Genomic DNA, 23916 nt, shown 5'->3' with positions numbered 1-23916 from the left:
CAGCGCCGCCAGGCGGGCCATGCGGGTTGCGCATGGCAATGTTCAAAACCTGCATGCCTGGCCCGGCCCATTCCTCCCTACCATAGTCCGACTGCCGCGGCGCCTGCCGCGGCGGCACGACGGACAACAATACAAGGGGCAGGATATGAGTCTAGAGGTCCAGGCGGCGCTGCAGGCAGGCACGCTGACCGGCGTGCGCACAGGCGGCGTCTGCCGCTACAGCGCCATTCCCTATGCGCAGGCGCCCGTGGGCGGGCTGCGCTTCGCGCCGCCGCAGCCCGGCGCCTGGCGCGGCAAGCTCGACGCGACGCGGCCCGGAACGGTCGCCCCCCAATTGCCCTCGCGCCTGCGCGACGCCATGGGCGACTTCGAAGCGGAACAATCCGAGGACTGCCTGCACCTGACCGTGTGGACGCCGGCCGCCGACGGCAAGCGCCGCCCCGTGGTCGTCTGGCTGCACGGCGGCGCCTGGCAAAGCGGCGGCGGCGCGCTGGACTGGTATGACGGCGCCAACCTGGCGCAGCGCGGCGACATGGTGGTGGTGGCGGTCAACTACCGCCTGGCCGCGCTGGGCTGGCTGTACGTGCCCGGCCAGACGGCCAACGTGGGCCTGCTCGACCAGGAGGCCGCCATTGATTGGGTGCTGGGCAACATCCAGGACCTGGGCGGCGATCCCGAACGGATCACGGTCATGGGCCAATCCGCCGGCGCGTCGTCGATCTGCGCCATGCTGGCGCGCAAGCCGCGCTTCTCCCGCGCCATCCTGCAAAGCGCCGCGCTCGGGCGCGGCTTTCGCAGCGCGCGGCAGGCGGAAACTCTGGGACAGGCCTTCCTGCAGGCCGCGGGCGCCGACTCGCTGGAGGAAGCCCGCGAACTGCCCGTGTCCGCGCTGCTGCAGGCGCAGCAGGCGCCGGCCGTGGCCGAGGCGCTGCGCGCCGAAGGCAGCAGCCGCAGCCAGTTCGCACCGGTGCTGGACGGACAGGTGCTGCCGCTGGACATCGCGCCCGCGCTCAAGCAGGCCGCGGCCCGCGCCGACGTGCTGGTCTGCTACACGCGCGACGAAATGGCCGCCTTTCCGGGCCACGGCACGGACCCCGCCGATCAGCAGATGGGCGATGCCGTGTTCGGCGCGCCTTCGCGCCAGTGGGCCGGCGACGCCGTCGCCCAAGGCCGCCAGGCCTGGCTGGCGCGCTTCGACGTGGCGCCCTCGCCGCGCTTCGGCGCCTGCCATTGCATCGAGCTGCCCTTCGTCTTCGACACGCTGCCCGCATTCGCCGACGCGCCCATGCTGGCCGGCCTGCCGCAACAACAGGCGCGGCAATTGGCCCAGGCCACGCAGCAGGCCTGGATCGCGTTCATCCGCGGCGAGGCGCCTGGCTGGCCGCAGGCCCCGCACATGCAGATCCTGGCCTGAACCTCGACTGCACAGGCGCGGGCGCAGGCCGCCCGCCTCCACACATCAAAACCAGGGGAATTCCATGTTCAAGCAAACCTTGGCCGCGCTTGCGCTGCTCGCGCCGCTGGCCGCCACCGCCGCCTATCCCGACAAGCCGGTGAAGATCATCGTGTCGAACCCGCCCGGCGGGCCCGTGGACGTCATGCTGCGCGTGCTGGCCAGCAAGCTCGGCGCCGCCTGGGGCCAGCCCGTGGTGGTGGAGAACAAGCCGGGCGCATCCGGCATCATCAGCACCGGCGCCTTGGTCAAGTCCGCGCCGGACGGCTACACGCTGGGCATGGTGGTGGCCTCGTCCGTCACCATCGTGCCCTTCGCCGTGGACAGCCTGCCGTTCGACACGCAGAAAGACCTGAAACCGATTTCGCTGGTGGCGCGCACGCCGTTCATCTTCATCGTGCCCAAGGACAGCCCGCTCAAGACCTGGGAGGACTTCGTGCGCGAAAGCAAATCGCGCAGCCTGAGCGTGGGCTCGTTCTCGATCGGCACCGCGTTCCACCTGGTCTGGGAACAGACGGCCCGGCGCGCCGGCATCAAGGCCCTGTACGTGCCTTCATCTTCTTCCGGCAAGACGCAGAACGACCTGATCGGCGGCCAGCTCGACGTTGGCCTGGACGCGCCTTCGAGTTCAAAAGGCCTGATCGACAGCGGCCGCCTGCGCGCCCTGGCGATCACCAGTCCGGAACGCTTCGGCGGACTGCCCGACACGCCCACCCTGAATGAATCGGGCTTGAAGGGCTACGCGCCGCAGCCCTGGATCGGGCTGATGGCGCCCGCCGGCATTCCGGACGACCGCGTGGCACTGATCCAGAAGTCGGTGGCGGACATCCTGAAGGAACCGGCGATGCGGGCGCAGATGGAGACCCTGGGCATGATTCCCGTCGGCAGCACGCCGCAGGAGCTGGCCGCAACCATCGAGGCCGACCGGGCGGAGATGGCGCCGCTGATCAAAGAGCTGGGCATCAAGCTGCAATAGCGCGGATCGCGCCGGCGGCCTCGGGTTCGGGTTCGGGTTCGGGTTCGAGTTCGGGTTCGGGTTCGGGTTCGGACTCGGCCTCAGCTCGCGCGCGCGCCCAGCGTGCGCAGGAACATCGCCGCCAAGGGGCCGGACAAGGCCGGCGCGTCGCGCCGGCCCTGCGCAATGCTCGCGTCCACCGCGCCATGCATGCCGTGGTACAGCACGATGGCGGCCAGCGCCGCATCGTCCAACGGCCAACAGCCGGCGCGCGCGCCCGCCTCCAGGATGGCTTCCAGCTGCCGCAGCACGGCGCTCTTCTCGGCCGTACCGCGGTCGGGATGCTGGGCGTCGTGGAACACCACGTCATGCAGCTCATAGCCGTCGAAATAGGCTTCGACTCCCGCCTGGGTCCAGGCGCGCAGCCGCGCCACCCCGTCGTCCGGCGCACAGGCGTCGACCGCGCGCGCGATGTGGTCCAGGAACCCCTGCGAGAACTTGGCGCGCAGCGCCGCCAGCATGTCGTTCTTGGACGTGAAGTAGTGATAGAACGTGCCCTTGGCGACGCCTGCACGCTCGACGATCTCGCTGATGGTGGCGGCCTCGACGCCCTTCTCGATGAAGAGCGCTTCCGCGGCGGCCATCAGTTCGTCCAGGCGCACGGCGGCGGGCTTGGTGCGGGGCTTGGCGGCGGCGTCCTTGCCGGCGGGCAGGGAGAGCGGGTCGGCGGGAGTAGCGGGCATATCGTCCAGGGGCGGTTCACGGGCAAGGCGCCAGTGTAGAGGAGGCGCCCGCCCCTGATCAAAAGTTGAGAATCGTTCCTCTTTACATTGACCGACGGTCGGTCGATAACTAGAATACTCCTTCCCCCACCCTCTCGTCCCGCTATGCAACCCGCACGCCGCCGCGCCCTGGTCCTGGCCGTCAACCTGGGCAGTTTCATCACCATCCTGGACATCAGCATCGTCAACGTGGCGTTGCCCACCATGCAGGCGGCCCTGCGCATCGACATGGCCGGACTGCAATGGGTGGTGGACGCCTACGCCCTGTTCCTGTCGGCCTTCATGCTGTCCGCCGGTCCGCTGGGCGACCGCTATGGCCGCAAGCGCTCGTGGCTGGCGGGCGTGCTGTTGTTCACGGCGGGCTCCGCGCTGTGCGGGCTGGCGGACAACCTGACGGCGCTGCTGATCGGCCGCGCCGTGCAGGGCGTCGCCGGCGCGCTGCTGGTCCCGGGCGCGCTGTCGCTCCTGACCCAGGCCTTTCCCGATCCCAAGGAACGCGCCCAGGCCATCGGCATCTGGGCCTCGTGCAACGCGATTTCGCTCATCGTGGGCCCCATGCTGGGCGGCGTGCTGGTGGCGCATTTCAACTGGCAAAGCATCTTCCTGATCAATCTGCCGGTAGGCGCGCTGGCCATCGCGCTGGGCGCCTGGAGCATCACCGAAAGCGCCCATCCCGAACACGCCGCCTTCGACCCCGCGGGCCAGGCGCTGAGCGTGCTGTGGCTGGGCGCGCTGACCTACGGCCTGATCGCTGCGGGCGAACACGGCTGGGCCGCGCCGCAAGCCACCGTCGCGCTGGCCGTCGCCGCCATCGGGCTGCTGGCCTTCCTGTGGGTCGAGCACCGCGCGGCGCGGCCCATCCTGCCGCTGGGACTGTTCCGCGACGCCGGCTTCGCCATCACCAACTTCGCGTCCTTCGTGCTGGGCTTTTCCGCCTACAGCAGCCTGTTCTTTTTCTCGCTCTACATGCAGCACGTGCAGGGCCTGTCGCCACTGGCGGCGGGCTGGCAGCTGGCGCCGCAGTTCGCCGCGGCCGGGCTGGTGTCCGTCGTGTTCGGCCGGCTCAACCTGCGCTTCGGCCTGCCGCGGCTGATGATCGCGGGCTTTGCGCTCATCGGCGCGGCCATGCTGGGCATGACCAGCTTCGAGGCCCACACGCCCTACTTCGTGTCCGGCTCGCTGCTGGTGCTGCTGGGCCTGGGCACCGGGCTGGCCGTGCCCTCGACCAGCATGGCGGTGATGGCCACGGTGCCGCGCGAACGTTCCGGCATGGCCTCGGCCACCATGAACGCGCTGCGCCAGACAGGCATGACGATAGGCATCGCGCTGCTGGGCGCGCTGATGAGCGGACGCGCCATCGACGCGCTGACGGCTTCGCTGGCAGGCGCCGGCGCGTCCGATGCGCAGGCCCTGGCGCGCGACGCCATCACGCGCCATCTCATGCCCGCGCAACCCGCCAATGCAGCCACGCTGGCAGCCGATGCGCTGGCCGGCGGCTTCCATGCCGCCATGTTGGCGGCGGGCATCGCGTCGATGCTGGCGGCGCTGTTGCTGCTGGTGCTTGCGCGCGGTTCCAGGCGCGTGCTGCGCGCGGCCTGAACGCCTGATTCCGGCGCGCGGAATTCCATCGGCCGGAATCAAAACGGCCTGTTTTTAAGCGTTGGTAACAAACGCTGCGGCCGCCATGCGCTTCGGTAAGATCCTCGTCCAATAACAGGTTAACAACCACGAGGAGAACAAAGCATGCCTTACCGCAAACCCCTGTTCCGCCTGGCCCCGCTGGCGCTTGCCGCGCACCTGCTGATGGCAGGTCCGGCCGCCGCGCAAAGCGCGCCGGGCACGCAAGGCCCGCTGGTCCCCGCGCCCAATCCGGCATTGGCCGCGCAGATCGATCAACGCGCCAAGGCCATCGAGGACAAGCTCATCGCCTGGCGCCGCGACATCCACGAACACCCCGAACTCGGCAACCAGGAAAACCGCACGGCCAAGCTGGTCGCGGACCATCTGCGCGCGCTGGGCATGGACGTGAAGACCGGCGTGGCCGGCACCGGCGTGGTCGCCGTGCTCAAGGGTGGCAAGCCCGGTCCGGTGGTGGCGCTGCGCGCCGACATGGACGCGCTGCCCGTCAAGGAACAGGTGGACGTGCCCTTCGCCTCCAAGGCCAAGGGCACCTATCTCGGCAAGGAAGTGGACGTGATGCATGCCTGCGGCCACGACACCCACACCGCCATCCTGATGGCCACCGCTGAAGTCCTGGCCGGCATGAAGGACCAGCTTCCCGGCAGCGTGAAATTCATCTTCCAGCCCGCCGAGGAAAGCCCCGCCGACTTCGAGCCCGACGGCAAGAAGATCTGGGGCGCGAAGATGATGGTGCAGGAAGGCGTGCTGGAAAATCCCAAGGTGGACGCCATCTTCGGCCTGCACGTGTCCAGCGCCTATCCGGCGGGCAAGCTGAGCTGGCGCAGCGGCCCCGCCATGGCTGCCGCCGACCAGTTCTGGATCGACGTCACCGGCAAGCAGACGCACGGCGCGCGGCCCTGGTCGGGCATCGACCCCATCGTGGTCAGCTCGCAGATCATCCTGGGATTGCAGACCATCCCCAGCCGCCAGATCAACAGCATGCTGGAGCCCGCCGTCATCACCGTGGGCGCGATCCACGGCGGCAACCGCATGAACATCGTGCCGGACAACGTCGCCATGACGGGCACCATCCGCACCTATGACGAGGGCATGAAGAAGGACATCCACCAGCGCATCGCGCGCACTGCCGACATGATCGCGCAGAGCGCGGGCGCCAAGGCGGACGTGCGCGTGGTGGAGCTGTACAACGCCACCGTCAACAACCCCGCGCTGACGGAACAGATGGGACCGACGCTGCGCCGCGTCGCGGGCGAAGGCAACTACGGCCTGCAGCCCAAGTCCACGGCCTCGGAGGACTTTTCCTTCTACCAGGAGAAGGTGCCGGGCATGTTCTTCTACCTGGGAGTGACGCCCAAGGGCACCGACGTGGAGAAGGCCGCGCCCAATCACTCGCCGCGCTTCTACGTGGATGAGTCCGGCCTGATCAATGGCGTGCGCGCGCTGTCGAACCTGACCGTGGACTACATGGCGCAGGCGCAGAAAGGCAGTTGATGATCCAGGCGCCTGGCGCGCCTGACACAAGCCCGCCGCGCAATGCGGCGGGCGGCAAGTCCAGCGAAACGACCGCGAAAGCGATCTGCATAACGGCCGGCATAGCGGCCTGCACAACGGCCTGCATAGCGTCCGGCCAAAATGCCGGCATAAGCAAACGGCTACAAATTCTTTGTCAGGCCATGCGCCGCTTTCTACAGTACGCCCCTTCGCCGCCCCCGCGGCCGTCCCGTAGAAGCACGCCATGCCGATCTCCCGTCGAACCCTCATGCTTGCAGGCGCACTGGCGCTGCCGCTGGCGCGCCCGCGCATTGCGCGCGCGGCCGCCTGGCCCGAGCGTCCGATCCGCCTGATCGTCACCTTCCCGCCGGGCGGCGCGAGCGACATCGCCGCCCGCCTCATCGCGCCGCTGCTGGCCGAAAAACTGGGCCAGCCCGTCGTCATCGAAAACAAGCCCGGCGCAGGCTCGACCATCGGCGCCAGCCTGGTGGCGCAAGCGCCCAGCGACGGCTACACCTTGCTGATGTCGAACTCGGCGCCGCTATCGATCTCGCCCGCGCTGATGCCGCAAGGCGGCTACGACGCGTTGGCCAGCTTCGAGCACATCGCGTACCTGGGCGCCGTGCCTACCGTGTTCGTGGTTCATCCTTCGGTGCCGGTGTCCAGCTTCGCCGAACTGACCGCCTGGATCCGCGCGCAGGACCAGCCGGTGCAGTACGGCAGCGGCGGGCTGGCGTCCGTGGGCCAGATCGTGGGCGAGCTGTATTCGCGGCAGACCGGCGCGCGCTTGCAGCACATTCCCTACAAGGGCTCGGGCGCCATGCGCAACGATCTGCTGGGCGGCCAGATCCGCTTCGCGGTGGACGCGCTGCCGCAGAACCTGCCGTTCCTGCGCTCCGGCCAGTTGCGCCTGCTGGCGGTGACCACGCGCCTGCCTGTGCCGCAAGCGCCCGACATCCCCGCGGTGGGTGAACTCGGCTATCCCGGCTTAATTGCGGAGAACTTCGTCGGCCTGTCCGGTCCCGCCGGCCTGCCCGCCGCGGTGTCGCAACGCTTGAACGACGCCTTCGCGCAGGTGCTGGCCGCGCCCGACATCCGCGCCAGACTGGAAGGTCAAGGCTTTGTGCTGGCACAAAAATCCCCCGCCGAATTCACCGACTTCGTCCGCCGCCAGGCCGAAGCCTGGGGACCGGTGGTGCACGCTACGGGAGCCAGCCTGTGAGCGCCCGCCGCCTGCTCGTGCTGTTCGGCCATCCCGGCCGCGGCGGTTTCAATGAAGCGGCCGTGCGCGGCGCCGAACGCGCGGCGCAGGCCGGCCAGCCCTTGCAGCTGGAATGGATAGCCGCGAACGACTCCTCCGCGCGCGCCGAACGCCTCGCGCAGCTGTGCGCGGCCGGTCCGGACCTGGTCATCGTGCATGGCGGCCAGGGCGACGCGCCCGTCGCCGAAGTGGCGCCGCTCCATCCGCGCACGCAGTTCGCCATCACCCAGGGGCATCACACCGCCGCCAATGTCGCCTCGTACGAAATCCTGCAGGAACATTCGGCCTTTCTTGCCGGCGTGCTGGCCGGCCTGCGCGCCGCCAACGGCCGGGCGGCCCATCTGTCGGGCGAACGCGTGCGGCCCGGATTGAAAGGCCGCGCGGCCTACGCCGACGGCGTGCGCCGCGTCAGCGGCCAGGATCCGCTGACCGCGTTCTGCGGCAACCAGCATGACGCGGCGCTGGGCGCGGCCTGGACCCGGGCGCTGTCCGCGCGCGACGTCCGCGTGCTGTTCGCGATGATGGATGGCGGACGCGACGGCGTGACGCGCGTGTGCCGCGAAACCGGGGTGTGGCAGATCGGCAATGTGCTGGACTGGGTGGCGCGCGATCCGCAGGTCTATCTGGCGTCGGCCCTGGCCGATTCGGGACTATGCGTCCAACGCGCCGCCGCCGACCATGCCGCGGGCGCATTGGCCGTGGGCCGCGTCACCCGCTACGGCCTGGAGGAAGCCGCATCGCTGCGCCTGGTGTTGGGCGCCAAGGTCGGCGCCGAAGAACGCCGCGTGCTGGACGATTGGGCCGGACGGCTCGCGGCGGGAGACATCGCCGTTGCATCCGACTATGCCGGGCCGGAGTTCGCGCTGCCGGCGCCGCGCGACGGTCATGCCGTCGCTTCGAACGCCTTGTGATACGCGACTTCACCCTGCGCCGGACGGGTGTAGACCTGCGCCATGAAGTATTCCGGCGGCACGCCGGGATACGTCAGCGCCGGCATTTGCGCGAAACCGAAGCGCGCGTAGTAGGCGGGCTCGCCCAACACCACGCACCCAGCCGCGCCCAGCGCCTTCAGGCGTTCCAGGCCATCGCGGATCAGCGCCGCGCCTATGCCCCGGCCTTGCAGCTCGGGTAACACCGCCACCGGACCCAGTCCGTACCAGTCCGCCGCGCCATCGCCGATGGATACCGGTGAAAACGCGGCGTGGCCCACGGCGCGTCCGTCCTCCCAGGCCACCAGCGACAAGGTCAGCGCGCCGGCCTCGCGCAGCGCGTTGGTGATGTAGCCCTCGGTCTGCTGGCTGTGGGGATGGTCTTTGAAGGCGGCTTGCGTCAGCGCGAAGATCGCATCGCGGTCGCCTGGGGTTTCGGGAAGGATGTGCATGCCTGTGCTCCTTGCGGCTCAGGCGCAAAGTGTAGCCGGGCACTGCCGCCATTCCGCATTGACGCCTGCCGGCACGGTGGCTACAGTGGCCGACGGCCCGGCGCCACGCCACCGCATGAGCGCCCAGCCCCTTCCGAACCGCCCGCGGCGCGCCGCGGCCCTACTCTGGATCCTTATGAACAGCTACCGCGTCGGCATCGCCGGCTTCGGCGCCATCGGCCAGGCCGTGGCGCAATCCCTGGACGCAGGCCTGCCCGGCCTGACGCTAGCCGCCGTGGCGGTGCGCGATCCCAAGGCCCCGCCCGCCTTCGCCTGGACCAAGGGCGCGCCCGCCTTCACCACCATCGACGCGCTGCACGAGCACTGCGACGTGGTTGTGGAATGCGCGCCCGCCGCCGTGTTCCGCGACATCGCCGAGCCCGTGCTGCGCGCCGGCAAGAAGATGGTGGTACTCAGTTCCGGCGCGCTGCTGCGCCACGACGACCTGATCGAACTGGCGCGCCAGCACCATGGCCAGATCCTGGTCCCCTCCGGCGCCATCCTGGGCCTGGATGCCATCACTGCCGCGGCCGAGGGCGTCATCCATTCCGTCACGATGATCACCCGCAAGCCGGTGCGCGGCCTGCTGGGCGCGCCCTACCTGACGGAGAACAACATCGACATCGCGGACATCACCGAACCGCGCCTGATCTTCCGCGGATCGCCGCGCGAAGCCGCGGTGGGCTTTCCGGCCAACCTGAACGTGGCGGTCAGCGTGTCGCTAGCGGGCATCGGTCCGGACAAGACCACCCTGGAAATCTGGGCCGATCCCTCGCTGGAACGCAATGTCCACCGCGTCGAGGTCGTGTCCGACTCGGCCACGTTCTCGATGGAGATCCAGAACATTCCCTCGGCCAATCCCAAGACCGGCCGCATCACGGCGCAAAGCGTGGTCGCCGCGCTGCGCAAGCTGAGCGGTCCGCTGCGCGTCGGCACCTGAGCCGCGCAGGCCAGCAGAAGTCCTAGGCCACCGCCAGCCGCAATTCCGCGGGCTGGCCCTCCGCCGGGCAGCGCTCGGCGGCGCCGCGCCCCGCCGCGGCCATGGGTCCCACTTTCCAATTCCCGGCCCCGTCCAGATCCAGTCTGTCCGTATGGAAGGCGTCCAGCGTGCTGCGATGCCCCACGCTGACCAGCATGCAGGCGGGCAGCTCGCCGCCCAGCAGGCTGTACAGCGCATGCTCCAGGCCTTCGTCGGTGGCCGACGTGGCCTCGTCCAGGAAGACGATGGCGGGCCGGTTGTAGAGCACGCGCGCGAACGCCACGCGCTGCTGTTCGCCGATGGACAGGATGCGCGACCAGTCCGCCACCTCGTCCAGCCTGCCGGCCAGATGCCCCAGATTGACCTGCCGCAGCGCTTCGGCCAGCCGCGCATCGTCCCCGGGCTGCGCCAGCCCTGGATAGGCCACCGCGCCGCGCAGGTCGCCCAGCGGCAGATAGGGCCGTTGCGACAGGAACAGCGCCGAGGCGCCTTGCGGGCGCCGCACCGTGCCTTGGGCATAGGGCCACAGGCCCGCCAGCGCCCGCAGCAAGGTGGTCTTGCCGCTGCCCGAAGGGCCCTTGATCAGCAAGGCCTGGCCCGGACGCAGGCGCAGGTCCAGATCCCGCAGCAGCATGGAGCCGTCGGGCCGCGCCACCTGCACCTGTTCGATGTCCAGGCCATCCGGCAAGGCTTCGGTCTGCACCGACGGCAAGGCGCGCGCGGCCTCGTTGGCATCGAGGAAGCCGTTAAGCCGATCCAGCGTGGCGCGGTACTGCGCGAAGGTGTCGTAGGAGGTACGGAAGAACGACAGCGAGTCCTGCACCTGCCCGAAGGCCTGCGAGGTCTGGATCACGTCGCCCAGCTTGATCGCGCCGCTGAAAAAGCGCGGCGCCTGCAGGATGAAGGGGAACACCACGGCCACCTGGCTCACCGACAGATTGAAGCCGTCGAACTTCAGGCCCCGGTACACGCGCGCCCACAGGTTGGCGATGTAGGCCGTGAAGCGCGTCCACAGGGTGGCGCGCTCGACGCCCTCGCCCTGGTAGAAGGCCACGTTCTCGGCGTTCTCGCGCAACCGCACCAGCGCGTAGCGGAAGTTTGCCGTCAACCGCTCGGACAGGAAGTTCAGCTTGATCAGCGGGCGTCCGATCTTGAACGCGAACAACGTCGCCACGATCACGTACAGATACACCATGAACACCATGGCGCGCGGAATCTCCACGCCGGCCACGGTCAGGGCGCCGGACAGGCCCCACAGTATGGAGGTGAACGCCACCAGCGAAACCACCGCGCTCAGGGCGCCGATGGCCAGGGTGCGCGAGCCCGTGACGAACATGGCGATGTCCTGCTCGATGCGCTGGTCGGGGTTGTCGACCGGCGCGTCGACGAAATGGCCGCGGTAGTAGGCGCTGGCGCCCAGCCAGTCGCGCGTCAGGCGATCGTTGAGCCACACGCGCCAGTGGATGTCGAAGGCCTGCCCGGCATAGCTATCCACCAGGGTGCGCACCACGTGCACACAGGCCAGCACCGAAAATATGCCCAGGAAGCGCCAGAACGCGCTCTGGTCCAGCGCCTGCAATGCGCTGTAGAAGCCGTTGTACCAGAACGAAAACAGCACCGTCATGCGCACGGCGAACATCGCCAGGAACAGCAGCAGGCCCAGGGTCAGCAGGGGCCGCCAGCTACGTTTTGGATTCAGATACGGCCACGCCAGGCGCCAGAACTTGCGCCCCCACTCCGTGCCGCGCGCCAGCGCCGCGACCGCCAGCGCCAGGGCGACCGCCGAGATGCCGAACGCCTGCGCCAGCCAGAGTCCGCTTTCCGTCAATTGCTGTTGCCAGTTCAGGTCCATGAGTCCGTCGCCCTCCGATACGCGTCTCTGGTTAGACGGAGCGGGTGGACCGAGTTCCGGCGGAACAGCCGTTTTAAGCCTGGTTTAAGCGTTCTGGCAGGGCAAGCGAAAGCCGGCTGAAAGCGCGCCCTTTCCTGCGCAGGCGGGACCGGCGGCTATCATGGATGCCTGGGCAGCAATACCGCAGGTACAGAATGGAAAAAATCCGGCTAGACAAATGGCTTTGGGCGGCGCGCTTCTACAAGACGCGCAGCCTGGCCGTGCAGGAAATCGGCAAGGGCCGGGTATTGGTGAACGACCAGCCCGCCAAGCCCGCGCGCGAGGTCGCCGCGGGCGACCTGATCACCGTGCGCAAGGAAGATCCGCCCTTGCATGTCCGGGTCGTGGCCGTCAGCGGCGTGCGCGGCCCGGCGCCGGTCGCGCGCCAGCTCTACGAAGAAACGCCGGAAAGCGTGGCGACGCGGGAACGCGCAGCCGAAATGCGCCGCCTGGCGCCCGAGCCCGCGCTGGGCATAGAAGCCGGACGCCCCACCAAGCGCGACCGGCGCCTGATCGACCAGATGCGCGGCAAATAGGGCGCCGCGCCTCGGGCGCCGTCAGCCCTGCGGCGACAGCGCCAGGGCCTCCGGCCGCACCACCTCCACCCAGACGCGCGAGCGGACCACGCTGGCGACCAGCTCGAAGATATGCTGCGGCACGCGGGCGGGCACCACGACCCGGCTGAGCAGGGCCTTCAGATCGACGCGCAGCGCCAGCCTGTCCATGGCCCGCGCCCGCAACTCGCCACAGCGCCCGGGATCGGCAGTCGCATATAGCCGCAGCCCGCGCGCCGCGTCCCCGGCGCGGGCTGCGCCGCCCTCGCCCGCCAGGCGGCCGAAATCCAGTTGGGTATCGCCATCGGGCAACACGGCCTCTCTCAATGCGGCCTGGCTCGAACAAACGTACACCGCGACGTCCGGCGCCGCCGCGTCCGGCGTGTCGGTGTCCGACCCCTCGGCGTCGGCCGCATGGGCCGGCGCGCAGGCCGAGGACGCCGGTGCAAACCACCAGTCCTGCGTGCCTATGAGCCCTTCCGGCGCCGGCCCGGGCCGGCCCGCTTGCGGGCGGTCCAGGCGCAGCACGCTGAATTCCAGCAGCTCCATCAGTTCGACGAAGGCCAGCTTGCGCATCAGATCGATGCTTGCGGAGTGATCGGACCAGGCTATGGTCCCGCTACCGGGATGCCCGTGCATGGAAACCTCCCTTTTCAGGATGGCGCAATGGCCGCCGCGGCGGCCATTCCCGAACGATTACTGAGCCTGCTCCACCAGGGCCGCGCGCATCTTGCGGCGGGCCTTCATGGTCGAATAGACCAGCCAGACGGCCAGTGCGGCGATGGCATAGATGAACGCCGCGCTGATGGGCCGGTCGACGAAGATGGCCATGTCGCCGCGCGACAGCAGCAGCGCGCGCCGGAAGTTCTCCTCGACCATGGGACCCAGCACGAAGCCCAGCAGCAGGGGCGCCGGCGAGAACCGCAGCTTCAGGAACAAATAGCCCACGATGCCCAGTATCAGCACGACGACCACGTCGAACAGGCTGTTGTTGGTGCTGTACACGCCCACGCAGACAAAGAACAGGGCCGACGGGAACAGGTACTTGTAGGGCACGCGTAGCAGCTTGGCCCACATGCCGATGAGCGGCAGGTTCATCACCACCAGCAGCGCGTTGCCGATCCAGAAGCTGGCGATCAACCCCCAGAAGATATCCGCGTGCTCGGTCACCATCTGCGGACCGGGCTGGATGCCGTGGATGATGAGCGCGCCCAGCATCAGCGCCATGACCGAGTCGCCCGGAATGCCCAGGCTCATGGTGGGAATGAAGCTGGTCTGGGCCGCGGAGTTGTTGGCGGATTCAGGACCGGCCACACCCTCGATGGCGCCGTTGCCGAAGCGGTTCGGCGTCTTGGAGACGCGCTTCTCGACCGCATAGGACATGAAGGACGCAATGGTGGCGCCGGTGCCGGGCAGGATGCCCAGGATCGAACCGATTGCGCTGCCGCGCACGATGGGCGCGACGGACTTCTTGATGTCACCGGGCTCCGGGCGCACCGACATGCGCTTGTTGCCGCTGTCCACCACGGTGGCCTTGCCGATGCGGTTCACGTTGGCGAAGAAATCCGCCAGGCCGAACAGGCCCATCGCCAGCGCCACCAGCTGCACGCCGTCGCTGAGTTCGATCACGCCGAAGGCATAGCGGATGGTGCCGGTGTTGACGTCGGTGCCGACCACGCCCAGCAACAGGCCCAGGAACACCATCGCCACGCCCTTGACCGCCGAACCCTTGGCCAGCGTCGCGCCCGCGAACAGTCCGAGCATCATCATGGAGAAGTACTCGGCAGGCCCGAACTTGAACGCCACCTCGACCAGAATGGGCGAGAACAGGATCATGATGATGATGCCGACGCAGGCGCCGACGAACGACGACATCACCAGCATGAACAGCGCTGAGCCTGACTTGCCCTGTTTGGCCAGGGGATTGCCGTCCAGGCAGGTCACCGCGTGCGAAGGCGTGCCCGGCAGGTTCAGCAGGATGCAGGTGATGCCGCCGCCATACTGCGCGCCGTAGTAGATGCCCGCCAGCATCATGAGCGCCGCGGTGGGCGTCATGGCATAGGTCAGCGGCAGCAGGATGGAGATCGCGGCCAGCACGCCCATGCCGGGCAGCACGCCGATCAGGTTGCCCATGAAGACGCCAAACAGCGACCAGCCCAGGTTTTCCCATTGGAAGGCAATGGAAAAGCCATGCATTACGTTCGATAGCAGTTCCATGGCTTACCCCCAGCGGAACATCGGAAACTGGAGCTGCAGACCCCAGGAGAAGACCAGCCAGCCGAACACCGTCATGGCCGTGGCCAGGATCGCGGCCGAGCGCCAGGTATTGGACGTGTCGCCCATCGCGGAGATGAAGACCAGCGCGAAGGTCGCCGGCAGGAAGCCGACGAAATGACCGAGCACGATGAAGGCGCCGATGCCGGCCGCAATGCAGGCCATGCCGCGCAGCCGCTCCGCTCTGGTGGGTTGCGGCATGCCGTCGTCGATCTTGCCTTCCTGCTCGGCCAGGTCGTCGGGATCGGGACTGAGCGGGATCAGGATGCCCAGAGCGATCAGGAAGCAGCCCACCAGCATGGGGAAGTAGCCCGGCCCCATACGCGCCAGTTCGCCGACCGCGTAGTTGTTGGCCTCGAGTATCGTCAAGGCCCCGCAGAGCGCGATCAGCGCCCCTCCCCATAAGTCGCGTTTTATTGCCAGTATCTTGCTGCGCATGGTCCCCCCCCTTTCGGAGTCAATGTTGTTTTCGCGGCGAGCCAACCGCCGCGGGATCAAGAGAGACGGGACTGTAGAGACGGCCCCTTCCATTCTGCTTTCACCATTGCAGCGCGCGCGCCATGCGCAGCGCAGCATCAGCGCCGGCCGCCGCGCGCATGTTCAAGGCAATGAACACCCGCCGCCGCGAATGTTCAAAAAAGTGAACATTCGCGCTGCGACAGGATCTGGCGCAAGGGAGAAGTTCGACGTAATGGCACGGGACTTGCCTGAGCAACCCCTGTTTTCCAAAGGTTGCATTTTTTCCGGGCTGCAAACTGCCGGCAGCGGCAGGCATAATCCTCCTCTTTGTCCCGCTACTCTCGCCATGTTCCGCCGCATGGGCCGCTTGCCGCTGACCGTCAGGATTCCGCTAGGCGTGGCCGTTCTTTCCCTGCTCGTTTCCACCGCGCTGATATCGTTGTCGCTGCACGGCCTGTCGCGCCAGTTCGAACGCCAGATCTCGGACCTGGGCCAGGTCTACCTGGACGGGCTGTCCGCCGCCGTGCTGCCCGCCGTGCGCGCCGGCGACCAGACGCAGATGCTGGAAGTGCTGAACCGCGCGCTGGACACGCAGGTGGGCATCATCGACCGTACGCTCGCCATCATCGATGCGCAGGGACGGCTCGTCGCCCACGTGGCGCGCTACGACGAGGTCGAAGCCATACCGCTGAAGGCGCGGCTCGCGCGCTCGGCCAGCGGCACTTATCTGAGCACGGTGTCCAACGGCGTGTGGACCTGGCGGCTGTTGGACGAGAACCAGCCCGCGCTGGGTACGGTCGCGGCCAACCTGGACGCCGGCGACTTCATCGCGCAGCGCCGCTCGCTGGCGATCGAATTGGCGCTGGCCGGCCTGGGCGTGAGCCTGGCCGGGGCCGGCCTGGGCTTCCTGCTTGCACGCCGCCTGCAGCGGCCCATCATGCGCCTGACCCAGCAGCTGCGCGCCGCGCGCCGCCATGAACCCGAACTGCTGGACCCGGCGGCAGCCGGCCCGGACGGCGAACTGAAAGAACTGACGGAAGCCTATAACTGGATGGTGCGCAGCGTGCAGGAACGCGAGACCCTGGCCCGCCGGCACGCCCGCATCGAACGCGCCGCGCTGCTCGGCCGCATGTCCGCCGCGTTGGCCCACGAAGTGCGCAATCCGCTGGCGGGCATGCAGACCGCCCTGCAGACGCTACGGCGCTTCGGACATCAGGAAGAAGCGCGCCGCGACGCCATCGATTTCGTCGACCGCGGCGTGCAGACCTTGCGCGCCGTGGTCGACGCCAGCCTGCAGACCTTCAGGCCCGACGAACGCGCCCCACGCGCGACATTGGCGGATATCCAGGACGTGCAACTGCTGATCCGTTCCGAAGCCAGGCGCAAGCGGATACGGCTGACCTTCCGCAACGAATGGCCCGTGCAGGAGCTGCCCCTGCCCGCCGCGCCGCTGCGCCAGATCCTGCTCAACCTGCTGCTCAACGCGGTCGCCGCCTCGCCTCCCGGCGCGGAAATCACGGTGGACAGCGAATGCGGCGAGTCCCGCCTGCTGCTGCGCGTGGCGGACCAGGGGCCGGGCTTTCCCGAACACGCGCGCGCCGCGCTGACGCGGCCTGGCGACGAGCAGGCCGAAGGCATGGGGCTGGGCATCGTGCGGGAGCTGGTGGCGGGCATGGAGGGCGAGATCGACGTTGCCATAGGCGCTTGGCGCGACAACCCAGAACGAAACGGCGCCGGGCTGGATGGCGCCGGCCCCGGCGCCGTGGTCACCGTGTTGTTGCCCTACGCGCCGCAGGAGGATGGAAAGTGAGCTATATCGACGTCTTGCTGATCGAAGACGACCGCGTGCTGGGCGGCGCGCTGCGCCAGCGTCTGCGGCTGGAAGGCTTGTCGGCCGTCTGGGTGGAAAACTGCTCCCAGGCCGTGGAGGCATTTCGCCGCCAGCGGCTGCGCCCGGCCTTCATACTGGCCGACATCCGCCTGCCGGACGGCTCGGGCGAAGACCTGTACCGGCGCATCATTCCTTACGTGGCGCGCTCGACCATCGTTTTCGCGACGGCTTACGGCGAACTGGCCCAGGCGGTACGCCTGGTCGCCGCAGGCGCCACCGATTACCTCACCAAGCCTTACGACGTCGACGCGCTGATCCCCCGCATCCACGCCGCCGTCGAGGCGTTCGACGACGAGGATGCGAGTCCAGCCCTGCCGGAGAACCCCTTCCTCGGCAGCCCCGCGACAGAGGCTGTCGCCGCCGCCATCCAGAAGCTGGCGCCGCTGGATCTGACCGTGCTGCTGCAGGGCGAAACCGGTGTCGGCAAGGAGCTGACAGCCCGGTTCATGCATGCAAACTCGTCTTGCTCCAGCGGCCCCTTCGTGCCGGTCAACTGCGCCAGCCTGGCGGACGAGCTGGTCGAGAGCCAGTTGTTCGGACACCGCCGCGGCGCGTTCAGCGGCGCCAGGGAAGCGCATCGCGGCCTGATCGAGCATGCCGGCGGCGGCACGCTGTTCCTGGACGAGGTCGGCGAACTGTCGCCCCGCGCGCAGGCAGCGCTGCTGCGCGTGCTGGAAGACAAGCGCTTCCTGCCGCTGGGCGACAGCACGCCGCTCAAGGCTGATTGCCGCTTCGTGGCCAGCACCAACATCGATCTGGCGGAAGCGGTGAGGCGGCAGGCCTTCCGCGCCGACCTGTACTACCGGCTGGCGGTGGGCCATCTGAACCTGCCGCCATTGCGCGAACGTCCGCAGGACATACTGCCGCTGGCCGAGCGCTTCCTGCGCGACTGGTCCGCCACGGCGCGTCCGGCTGCGACGTTCTCGGGCGGCGCGCGGGATGCCCTGCTCAGGCACGCCTGGCCTGGCAATATCCGCGAACTGAAGAACCGCGTGCAACGCGCGGCGGTGATCGCCGACGGCCCCGCGCTTGAAGAAAGCGATCTGTTTCCCGAAGGCAGCTTGGGCGAGCCTGTCGTCATTCCAGACCTGAATGCCGCGCGCGCCGATGCGGAGTTGCGTTCCATCCAGCAGGCCATTGCAGTCTCCGGCGGCCAGTTGGGGCTGGCCGCCAAGCGGCTGGGCATTTCGCGCACCACCTTGTGGAAGAAGCTGCGTCAGCGCTGATGCGCGCCACGCGGCCCGCCCGGCCGATTAACATAGGACTTTTTCCGCAATCCCAACCATGAAAAGCAGTTCGACAGGCGGCCTGGTCTATTCCACCGATGGCGGCCGGATGTGCCCGGAATGCCGCAAGCCGCTCACGCAGTGCCTGTGCAAGCAGGCGGCCAAGGCGCCCCCCGCCGGCGACGGCATCGCCCGCGTGTCGCGCGAAACGAAGGGGCGCGGCGGCAAGAGCGTCACCGTGGTCAAGGGCCTGGCCCTGGACGGCGCCGCGCTGAATGCGCTGGGCAAGCAGTTGCGCACCGCCTGCGGCTCGGGCGGCACGGTCAAGGACGGCGTGATCGAGATCCAGGGCGAGCACTGCGACCGCGTCCTGGAGGTCCTGCAAAAGCAGGGATACCGCGCCAAGCGCGCGGGCGGCTGAGATGAACGGAGTACAAGCAATGACCGACCTGCAAACCACCGCTGTCGCCAGCTGGCACGCCCATATCTATTTCGACGCCGCCAGCCGCGACGCGGCGCAGGCCCTGCGCGTGCGCATCGCCGAACGCTTCGACGGCCAGATGGAATTGGGGCGCTTCCATGAGCGCCCCGTCGGCCCGCATCCCCAGTGGAGCTACCAGATCGCGTTCGCCCCGCAACACTTCGCGGAGATCACCACCTGGCTGAGCCTGAACCACGGCGCGCTGGACGTCTTCATGCATCCCAACACCGGCGACTCCCTGCGCGACCACCGCGATTGCGCGGTCTGGATCGGCCGCAGCCACACGCTGAACCTGGCCGCGCTGGGCGCCTGAGGGCTACAGCGCGCGGCCCACGATCAGCGGATCCAGGGCCATCATGGGATCGCCGCTCTTGCCTTCGTACGGCAAGCGGCTCAGCACGTAGCGCATCGCGTTGATCCGCGCGCGCTTCTTGCAGTCGGACTTGACCACCACCCAGGGCGCGTCGGCGGTGTCGGTGTGCGCGAACATCGCTTCCTTGGCGCGGGTGTAGTCGTCCCACTTGTCCAGCGAGGCCAGGTCCACGGGGCTGAGCTTCCACTGCTTGAGCGGATGCACCTTGCGTTGCAGGAAGCGGCGGCGCTGCTCTTCCTGGCTGACCGAGAACCAGAACTTGATCAGGTGTATGCCGCTGCTGACCAGATGGCGCTCGAAGTCCGGCACCTGGCTCAGGAAGTCCAGGTACTCGTTCTCGGAGCAAAAGCCCATCACGCGCTCGACGCCGGCGCGGTTGTACCAGGAACGGTCGAACATGACGATCTCGCCCGCGGTCGGCAGATGCTGCACGTAGCGCTGGAAGTACCACTGGCCCTTTTCGGTATCCGATGGCTTTTCCAGGGCGACCACGCGCGCGCCGCGCGGGTTCAGGTGTTCCATCATGCGCTTGATGGTGCCGCCCTTGCCCGCGGCATCGCGGCCTTCGAACAGGATCACGACGCGCTGGCCGGTGGCCTTGACCCAGGCCTGCAGCTTCAGCAGTTCGACCTGCAGGTTGTACTTCTGCTTTTCGTAATTACGCCGCAGCATGCGGTGGCGATAGGGATAGATGCCTTCGCGCCAATCCGCCGCCAGCTCGTCGTCGGGATTGCGGCGCGCGCGCGGCGTCATCGAGTTGGCTTCCAGCAAGGCGCGGTGCACGGCCTGCGCATCATCCGGCGACAGCTCCTCGATCACCGAGCGCAGGGCCTCGCGCGCCTGCGCCGGCGCGCTGACGTTGTAACGGCGCGCAATGTCGGCCAGCACCGCCACGGTTTCCTGGCGCGCGGCATCCTGCCGGGCGGCGACGCGCTTGCGGACCTCCTGGGCCGGCTCGGCCGCCGCCGCGGCGCTCACGGCATCGGCGGCGACGGCCGCCGTCGCCGGCCGCTTCGCGGCGACAACGCGCGGCTTGCGGCTGGTGGTCACCGCCGTGACCACCGTCTTGACGACAGGCTTGGCCGGCGCATTGGCGGTGCGCTTGGCGGCGCGCTTGCGGGGCGCCTCGGCGACGTCTTGTTCGGTGGCTTGCGTATTCTTGTCTGTCATCGATCCTGTCCTCGCTGCTGGTCGTCGGTCCCGCGCCGGCCTGGCGTATCGCCTGCGGGCCGCTCAGGGAAAAGCGCAAACGCTACTCCGGGGCCGCCAGCGCGGATTTGACCTGGATCAAGGGTTGTAACATTTTTGCAGCGGCGCGGGCCGCTACACTGGCCTCCCTTCATCCGCCTGTGCGCCATGTGGTCATTCATCAAACGGCTGCTTGCCGGCTCGACGCCTCCCGAGGATCCGCTGCGCGAGACCCTGAGTTTCGACGACGCGGGCTTCACGCGCAGCAGCGAACTGGCGCGCGCCCTGGGCCAGCAGGAGTTCTGGCCCTGGCGCGACATCCACGAATTCGGCTTCCGCTACACGCAAGCCGTCTTTCCCGATCCCTGGTTCGGCGACTACATGGAAGGCCTGTGGTTCCTGCGCGTGCCCAGCGATGGCGGCGGGCTGATGGCGCTGGACTTCGACGCCGGGGTCCTCGACATCGACCGCCTGCCCCCCGCCCTGTTGCGCAACCTGCCCGGACTCGACCTGGGCCCGCTGCGCGCCGGGCTGGCCGTCGCCGCGGACGGACCGCGCAATTTCGAGAGCGCGGGAGAATGGGTGGCCTGGCGGCGCGCGGCCGCTACGCCCGGTCCAGGCCCTGCTTGAGATCGGCCAGGATGTCCGCGGGCGTTTCCAGGCCGACCGACAGACGCAGCAAGCCCTCCGACAAGCCGTAGCGTTCGCGGTCCTCGGCCGTGTAGCTGGCATGCGTCATGGACGCCGGATGCTGGATCAGGGTTTCGGGATCGCCCAGGCTGACGGCGATGCGCGCCAGCTTCAGGCTGTTGAGCAGGCGGCGGCCGGCGGCCAGCCCACCCTTCAGTTCGAATGCGACCAGGCCGCCGCCCGCCGCTTGCTGGCGGCGCGCGATCTCGGCGCCCGCGGTATCCGCCAGCCCCGGGTAGAACACCTCGGCCACCGCGGCGTGTTCGCGCAGCAGGCGCGCCACTTGCAGGGCCGATTCGCTGTGGCGTTGGACGCGCAGCTCCAGCGTCTTGATGCCGCGCAGCACCAGGAAGGCCGTGAAAGGCGACAAGGTCGCTCCCGTGAAGTAGCGCAGGCCTTGCAGCCGGATGGCGTCTATGTGTTCCTTGCGCCCCAGCACCGCGCCGGCCAGCAGGTCGCCATGGCCGCCCAGGTACTTGGTGGCCGAATGCAGCACGATGTCGGCGCCGTGCTCCAGCGGACGCTGCAGCACCGGCGTGGCAAAGGTGTTGTCGACGATGGTCAGCAAGCCCTTGCCACGGGCGATGGCCGACACCGCGGCGATATCCACCAGGCGCAGGTTCGGATTGGCGGGCGTCTCGAAATAGACCGCGCGCGTCCTGGGGCCGATGGCCGCGGCCACGGTCTCGGGGCGCGTGAAGTCGGCGAACACCGCGCGCACGCCAAAGCGCGACAAGCCTTGCGTAAACAAGGTGAAGGCGGTGCCGTACACGATCTGGTCCACCACGATTTCATCGCCGCTTTGCAGCAGCGAGAACAAGGTGGCGGAAATCGCCGCCATGCCCGAGGCCGTCACCACGCCGGCCTCGGCGCCTTCCAGCGAAGCCAGCCGCTCTTCCAGCAGGGCCTGCGTCGGATTGCGCGTACGCCCGTAGACATAGCCCTGCTTCTCTCCCAGGCGGATCTGGTCGAAGGCTTCGATGCTGTCCTGGGTATAGGTGGAGGTCAGGTAGAGCGGCGGCGCGAGCGCGCCTTGTTCGTCCAGCGGGTCGTAGCCCAGGTGGATGGCGCGCGTGGCGAAGCCGTGTTGCGAGGTATCGGACATTTCAGCGTTCCTGTTTTCGGATAAGGCCGGGGCACGCCGCCCCGGCGCGGATTCAGCGTTTGTGGTCGGCGCGGCGCGACAGCCATTCGCCGGTGAACTGCACGATCGACACCAGGGCGATCAGGATCACGATGACCTCGAACATCACGCGGGTTTCGTAGCGTTCGTAGCCGTAGCGGATCGCCAGGTCGCCCAGGCCGCCGGCGCCGACGGCGCCCGCCATCGCCGAGGCGTTGATCATGGCGATCACGCTGACCGTCATGCCGCCGATGATGCCCGGCAGGGCCTCGGGCAAGAGCACGTGGCGCACGATGTGCCAGCGGCGGCAGCCCATGGCGCGGGCGGCTTCCACCAGACCATGATCGACGTCGTTCAGGCTGACCTGGGCGATGCGCGCGAAGAACGGCACCAGGTTGGCCGACAGTGGCACGATGGCGGCCCAGGTGCCCAGCGTGGTGCCCACCAGGAAGCGCGTGAACGGCAGCATCGCCACCAGCAGAATGATGAAGGGGATGGCGCGGAAGGTGTTCACCGTGACCGACAGCGCCTTGTTGAAGCGCGGCCTGGGGTACAGGTTGCCGGGCGCGGTGACGGTCAGCACCACGGCCAGCGTGAGGCCGAGCACGATGGCGATGACGGCGGACACGCTCACCATGGCCAGGGTTTGCAGGAAGGCCTGCAGGTATTTATCAAGCATCGGCAGCGACATATCCCAGCACCTTGATCTGATCGGCCACCAGCGCGGCGCGCGTGGCCTCTTCCTGTAATGCGCCCGCGGGCACCGATACCAGCAGGCTGCCTTGCGCATGGCCGCGCAAGCGGTCCAGGCCGCCATGCAGCAGCGTCGCGCCAGGACCCAAGGCCGCCAGCGCCTGCAAGGACACGCCGCCCGGCCGCCCCTGCCCCGTGAAGCGCAGGCGCAGCACGGCCACGCCCTCGCGTCCCTGCAGGTCGGGCACGAGCCTCGCCGCCAGATCGGCCGGCAGATCGTGCTGCAGGGGCCGCAGCAAGGCGCGCGTGGCGTCGGCCTGGGGGTTGCCGAACACGCGCCAGACCTCGCCGTCCTCGACCTTGCGGCCGCCGTCCAGCACCAGCACCTTGTGGCAGACCTCGCGGATCACCGCCATGTCGTGCGTGATCAGCACCACCGTCAGGCCCAGCTTGCGGTTGATGTCCAGCAGCAAGGCCAGGATCGACTGCGTGGTCTCGGGGTCCAGCGCCGAGGTCGCCTCGTCGCACAGCAGGATCTCCGGCTCATGCACCAGCGCCCGCGCAATGCCGACGCGCTGCTTCTGGCCGCCGGACAGCTTGGCGGGATAGGTATCGGCCTTGTCGCGCAGGCCCACCAATTCCAGCAGTTCCTCCACCCGGGCGCGCGCGGCGGCGGGCTTCACGCCGGCCACTCGCAAGGGCAAGGCCACGTTCTCGGCCACCGTCTTGGCCGACAGCAGGTTGAAGTGCTGGAAGATCATGCCGATGCGGCGGCGCAGCCCCACCAGGGCGTTCTCGTCCAGGCCGCCCACATCCACGCCGTCCACCAGCACCCGGCCGGCGCTGGGACGTTCCAGCATGTTGATGGAACGCAGCAGCGTGGACTTGCCCGCGCCGCTGCGCCCGATGATGCCGAACACTTCGCCGCGGGCGATGGAGAACGACACGTCGGACAGCGCGGCCACCGGTCCCTGCGCGCCTTCGTAGCGCTTCTGCAGGCCCTCGAAGACGATGTGGGCATCGCCGGCTCGGCCCTGAGGCGCGAAGACGGCCAGCTCCGCCGGGGAGAATTCGTGTTGCATCATTGCCGG

At 68.6% G+C, this 23916-nt stretch carries 24 protein-coding genes; 13 read left to right on the top strand and 11 right to left on the bottom strand.

Annotated elements, in window-relative coordinates; translation table 11 throughout:
• Positions 1-145: 145 nt before the first annotated feature.
• Together HWY37_RS06450 and HWY37_RS06445 are read left to right on the top strand one after the other, a co-directional pair.
• A complete protein-coding gene (locus HWY37_RS06450) occupies positions 146-1414 on the top strand; it encodes a carboxylesterase family protein (protein ID WP_175210945.1) in 1269 nt (422 codons plus the stop codon).
• Between the two features lie 64 nt (positions 1415-1478).
• Positions 1479-2429 carry a Bug family tripartite tricarboxylate transporter substrate binding protein gene (locus HWY37_RS06445; RefSeq protein WP_176088172.1) on the top strand — a complete coding sequence of 317 codons (951 nt, stop codon included), beginning with the start codon at positions 1479-1481 and terminating at the stop codon, positions 2427-2429.
• A gap of 80 nt (positions 2430-2509) precedes the next feature.
• On the opposite strand, the gene HWY37_RS06440 is transcribed toward HWY37_RS06445, so the two are convergent.
• A complete protein-coding gene (locus HWY37_RS06440) occupies positions 2510-3151 on the bottom strand; it encodes a TetR/AcrR family transcriptional regulator (RefSeq protein ID WP_176088171.1) in 642 nt (213 codons plus the stop codon).
• 144 nt (positions 3152-3295) lie between these two features.
• Between HWY37_RS06440 and HWY37_RS06435 the strand changes: the two genes are divergently transcribed.
• The 4 genes from HWY37_RS06435 (at position 3296) to HWY37_RS06420 (ending at position 8494) form a co-directional block, all read left to right on the top strand.
• A complete protein-coding gene (locus tag HWY37_RS06435; RefSeq protein WP_176088170.1) occupies positions 3296-4789 on the top strand; it encodes an MFS transporter in 1494 nt (497 codons plus the stop codon).
• A gap of 144 nt (positions 4790-4933) precedes the next feature.
• Positions 4934-6322, top strand: a complete 1389-nt coding sequence (locus HWY37_RS06430; RefSeq protein ID WP_175210939.1) for an amidohydrolase — start codon at positions 4934-4936, stop codon at positions 6320-6322.
• Positions 6323-6566: 244 nt separating this feature from the next.
• Positions 6567-7544, top strand: coding sequence for a Bug family tripartite tricarboxylate transporter substrate binding protein (locus tag HWY37_RS06425; RefSeq protein WP_176088169.1), 978 nt, complete (start codon positions 6567-6569; stop codon positions 7542-7544).
• On the top strand, positions 7541-8494 hold the full coding sequence (locus HWY37_RS06420) for a BMP family ABC transporter substrate-binding protein (RefSeq protein WP_176088168.1): 954 nt from the start codon (positions 7541-7543) through the stop codon (positions 8492-8494). The genes HWY37_RS06425 and HWY37_RS06420 overlap by 4 nt, the downstream gene beginning before the upstream one ends.
• Here HWY37_RS06420 and HWY37_RS06415 read toward each other — a convergent pair.
• Entirely contained in the window at positions 8467-8964 is a 498-nt protein-coding gene (locus tag HWY37_RS06415; RefSeq protein ID WP_176088167.1) for a GNAT family N-acetyltransferase, read from the bottom strand. The genes HWY37_RS06420 and HWY37_RS06415 overlap by 28 nt on opposite strands.
• A 175-nt stretch (positions 8965-9139) precedes the next feature.
• Here HWY37_RS06415 and HWY37_RS06410 point away from each other — a divergent pair, with 175 nt between their 5' ends.
• Entirely contained in the window at positions 9140-9943 is an 804-nt protein-coding gene (locus tag HWY37_RS06410) for an aspartate dehydrogenase (RefSeq protein ID WP_176088166.1), read from the top strand.
• A gap of 22 nt (positions 9944-9965) precedes the next feature.
• On the opposite strand, the gene HWY37_RS06405 is transcribed toward HWY37_RS06410, so the two are convergent.
• The gene (locus HWY37_RS06405; RefSeq protein ID WP_176088165.1) at positions 9966-11834 is read right to left on the bottom strand and encodes an ABC transporter ATP-binding protein/permease; all 1869 of its coding nucleotides are present in this window, start codon (positions 11832-11834) and stop codon (positions 9966-9968) included.
• Between the two features lie 194 nt (positions 11835-12028).
• Between HWY37_RS06405 and HWY37_RS06400 the strand changes: the two genes are divergently transcribed.
• On the top strand, positions 12029-12409 hold the full coding sequence (locus HWY37_RS06400) for an RNA-binding S4 domain-containing protein (RefSeq protein WP_176088164.1): 381 nt from the start codon (positions 12029-12031) through the stop codon (positions 12407-12409).
• 21 nt (positions 12410-12430) lie between these two features.
• Here the strand turns inward: HWY37_RS06400 and HWY37_RS06395 are convergent, their stop codons facing one another.
• The 4 genes from HWY37_RS06395 to HWY37_RS06380 all read right to left on the bottom strand — a co-directional run bounded on the left by HWY37_RS06395 (position 12431) and on the right by HWY37_RS06380 (position 15476).
• A complete protein-coding gene (locus HWY37_RS06395) occupies positions 12431-13066 on the bottom strand; it encodes a hypothetical protein (protein ID WP_176088163.1) in 636 nt (211 codons plus the stop codon).
• A 57-nt stretch (positions 13067-13123) separates the two neighbouring features.
• Entirely contained in the window at positions 13124-14644 is a 1521-nt protein-coding gene (locus HWY37_RS06390) for a tripartite tricarboxylate transporter permease (RefSeq protein ID WP_175210926.1), read from the bottom strand.
• Positions 14645-14647: 3 nt separating this feature from the next.
• Positions 14648-15139, bottom strand: coding sequence for a tripartite tricarboxylate transporter TctB family protein (locus tag HWY37_RS06385; RefSeq protein WP_175210924.1), 492 nt, complete (start codon positions 15137-15139; stop codon positions 14648-14650).
• Between the two features lie 100 nt (positions 15140-15239).
• A complete protein-coding gene (locus HWY37_RS06380) occupies positions 15240-15476 on the bottom strand; it encodes a hypothetical protein (RefSeq protein ID WP_176088162.1) in 237 nt (78 codons plus the stop codon).
• A gap of 30 nt (positions 15477-15506) precedes the next feature.
• Between HWY37_RS06380 and HWY37_RS06375 the strand changes: the two genes are divergently transcribed.
• From HWY37_RS06375 to HWY37_RS06360, 4 genes are read left to right on the top strand one after another with little or no spacing between them, the layout of a single operon-like run.
• Positions 15507-16970, top strand: a complete 1464-nt coding sequence (locus HWY37_RS06375) for a sensor histidine kinase (protein ID WP_175210921.1) — start codon at positions 15507-15509, stop codon at positions 16968-16970.
• Positions 16967-18277 carry a sigma-54-dependent transcriptional regulator gene (locus HWY37_RS06370; protein ID WP_176088161.1) on the top strand — a complete coding sequence of 437 codons (1311 nt, stop codon included), beginning with the start codon at positions 16967-16969 and terminating at the stop codon, positions 18275-18277. The genes HWY37_RS06375 and HWY37_RS06370 overlap by 4 nt, the downstream gene beginning before the upstream one ends.
• Positions 18278-18335: 58 nt before the next feature.
• A complete protein-coding gene (locus tag HWY37_RS06365) occupies positions 18336-18698 on the top strand; it encodes a translation initiation factor Sui1 (RefSeq protein ID WP_176088160.1) in 363 nt (120 codons plus the stop codon).
• A 19-nt stretch (positions 18699-18717) separates the two neighbouring features.
• Positions 18718-19071, top strand: a complete 354-nt coding sequence (locus HWY37_RS06360) for a DOPA 4,5-dioxygenase family protein (protein ID WP_176088159.1) — start codon at positions 18718-18720, stop codon at positions 19069-19071.
• A gap of 3 nt (positions 19072-19074) precedes the next feature.
• Here HWY37_RS06360 and ppk2 read toward each other — a convergent pair whose 3' ends face one another.
• Positions 19075-20301: a polyphosphate kinase 2 gene (ppk2, locus tag HWY37_RS06355; RefSeq protein WP_176088158.1), complete on the bottom strand. Its 1227-nt coding sequence runs from the start codon at positions 20299-20301 to the stop codon at positions 19075-19077.
• Positions 20302-20487: 186 nt separating this feature from the next.
• Between ppk2 and HWY37_RS06350 the strand changes: the two genes are divergently transcribed.
• Positions 20488-20949, top strand: coding sequence for a hypothetical protein (locus HWY37_RS06350; RefSeq protein WP_175211791.1), 462 nt, complete (start codon positions 20488-20490; stop codon positions 20947-20949).
• Here the strand turns inward: HWY37_RS06350 and HWY37_RS06345 are convergent.
• From HWY37_RS06345 to HWY37_RS06335, 3 genes are read right to left on the bottom strand one after another with little or no spacing between them, the layout of a single operon-like run.
• Positions 20924-22114 (bottom strand): trans-sulfuration enzyme family protein, encoded by a 1191-nt coding sequence (locus tag HWY37_RS06345; RefSeq protein ID WP_176088157.1) that lies wholly within the window; start codon positions 22112-22114, stop codon positions 20924-20926. The two genes, HWY37_RS06350 and HWY37_RS06345, sit on opposite strands and share 26 nt — an antisense overlap.
• A gap of 52 nt (positions 22115-22166) precedes the next feature.
• Complete coding sequence (locus HWY37_RS06340; RefSeq protein WP_175211789.1) at positions 22167-22823, bottom strand: methionine ABC transporter permease; 657 nt, start codon at positions 22821-22823, stop codon at positions 22167-22169.
• Complete coding sequence (locus tag HWY37_RS06335) at positions 22804-23910, bottom strand: methionine ABC transporter ATP-binding protein (protein WP_175211787.1); 1107 nt, start codon at positions 23908-23910, stop codon at positions 22804-22806. The genes HWY37_RS06340 and HWY37_RS06335 overlap by 20 nt, the downstream gene beginning before the upstream one ends.
• Between the last annotated feature and the right edge of the window lie 6 nt (positions 23911-23916).

This window comes from Achromobacter anxifer, from assembly GCF_903652925.1.
In the GTDB taxonomy this organism is placed as follows: domain Bacteria; phylum Pseudomonadota; class Gammaproteobacteria; order Burkholderiales; family Burkholderiaceae_B; genus Achromobacter; species Achromobacter anxifer.
This window is presented reverse-complemented; position numbering and strand designations above follow the sequence as displayed.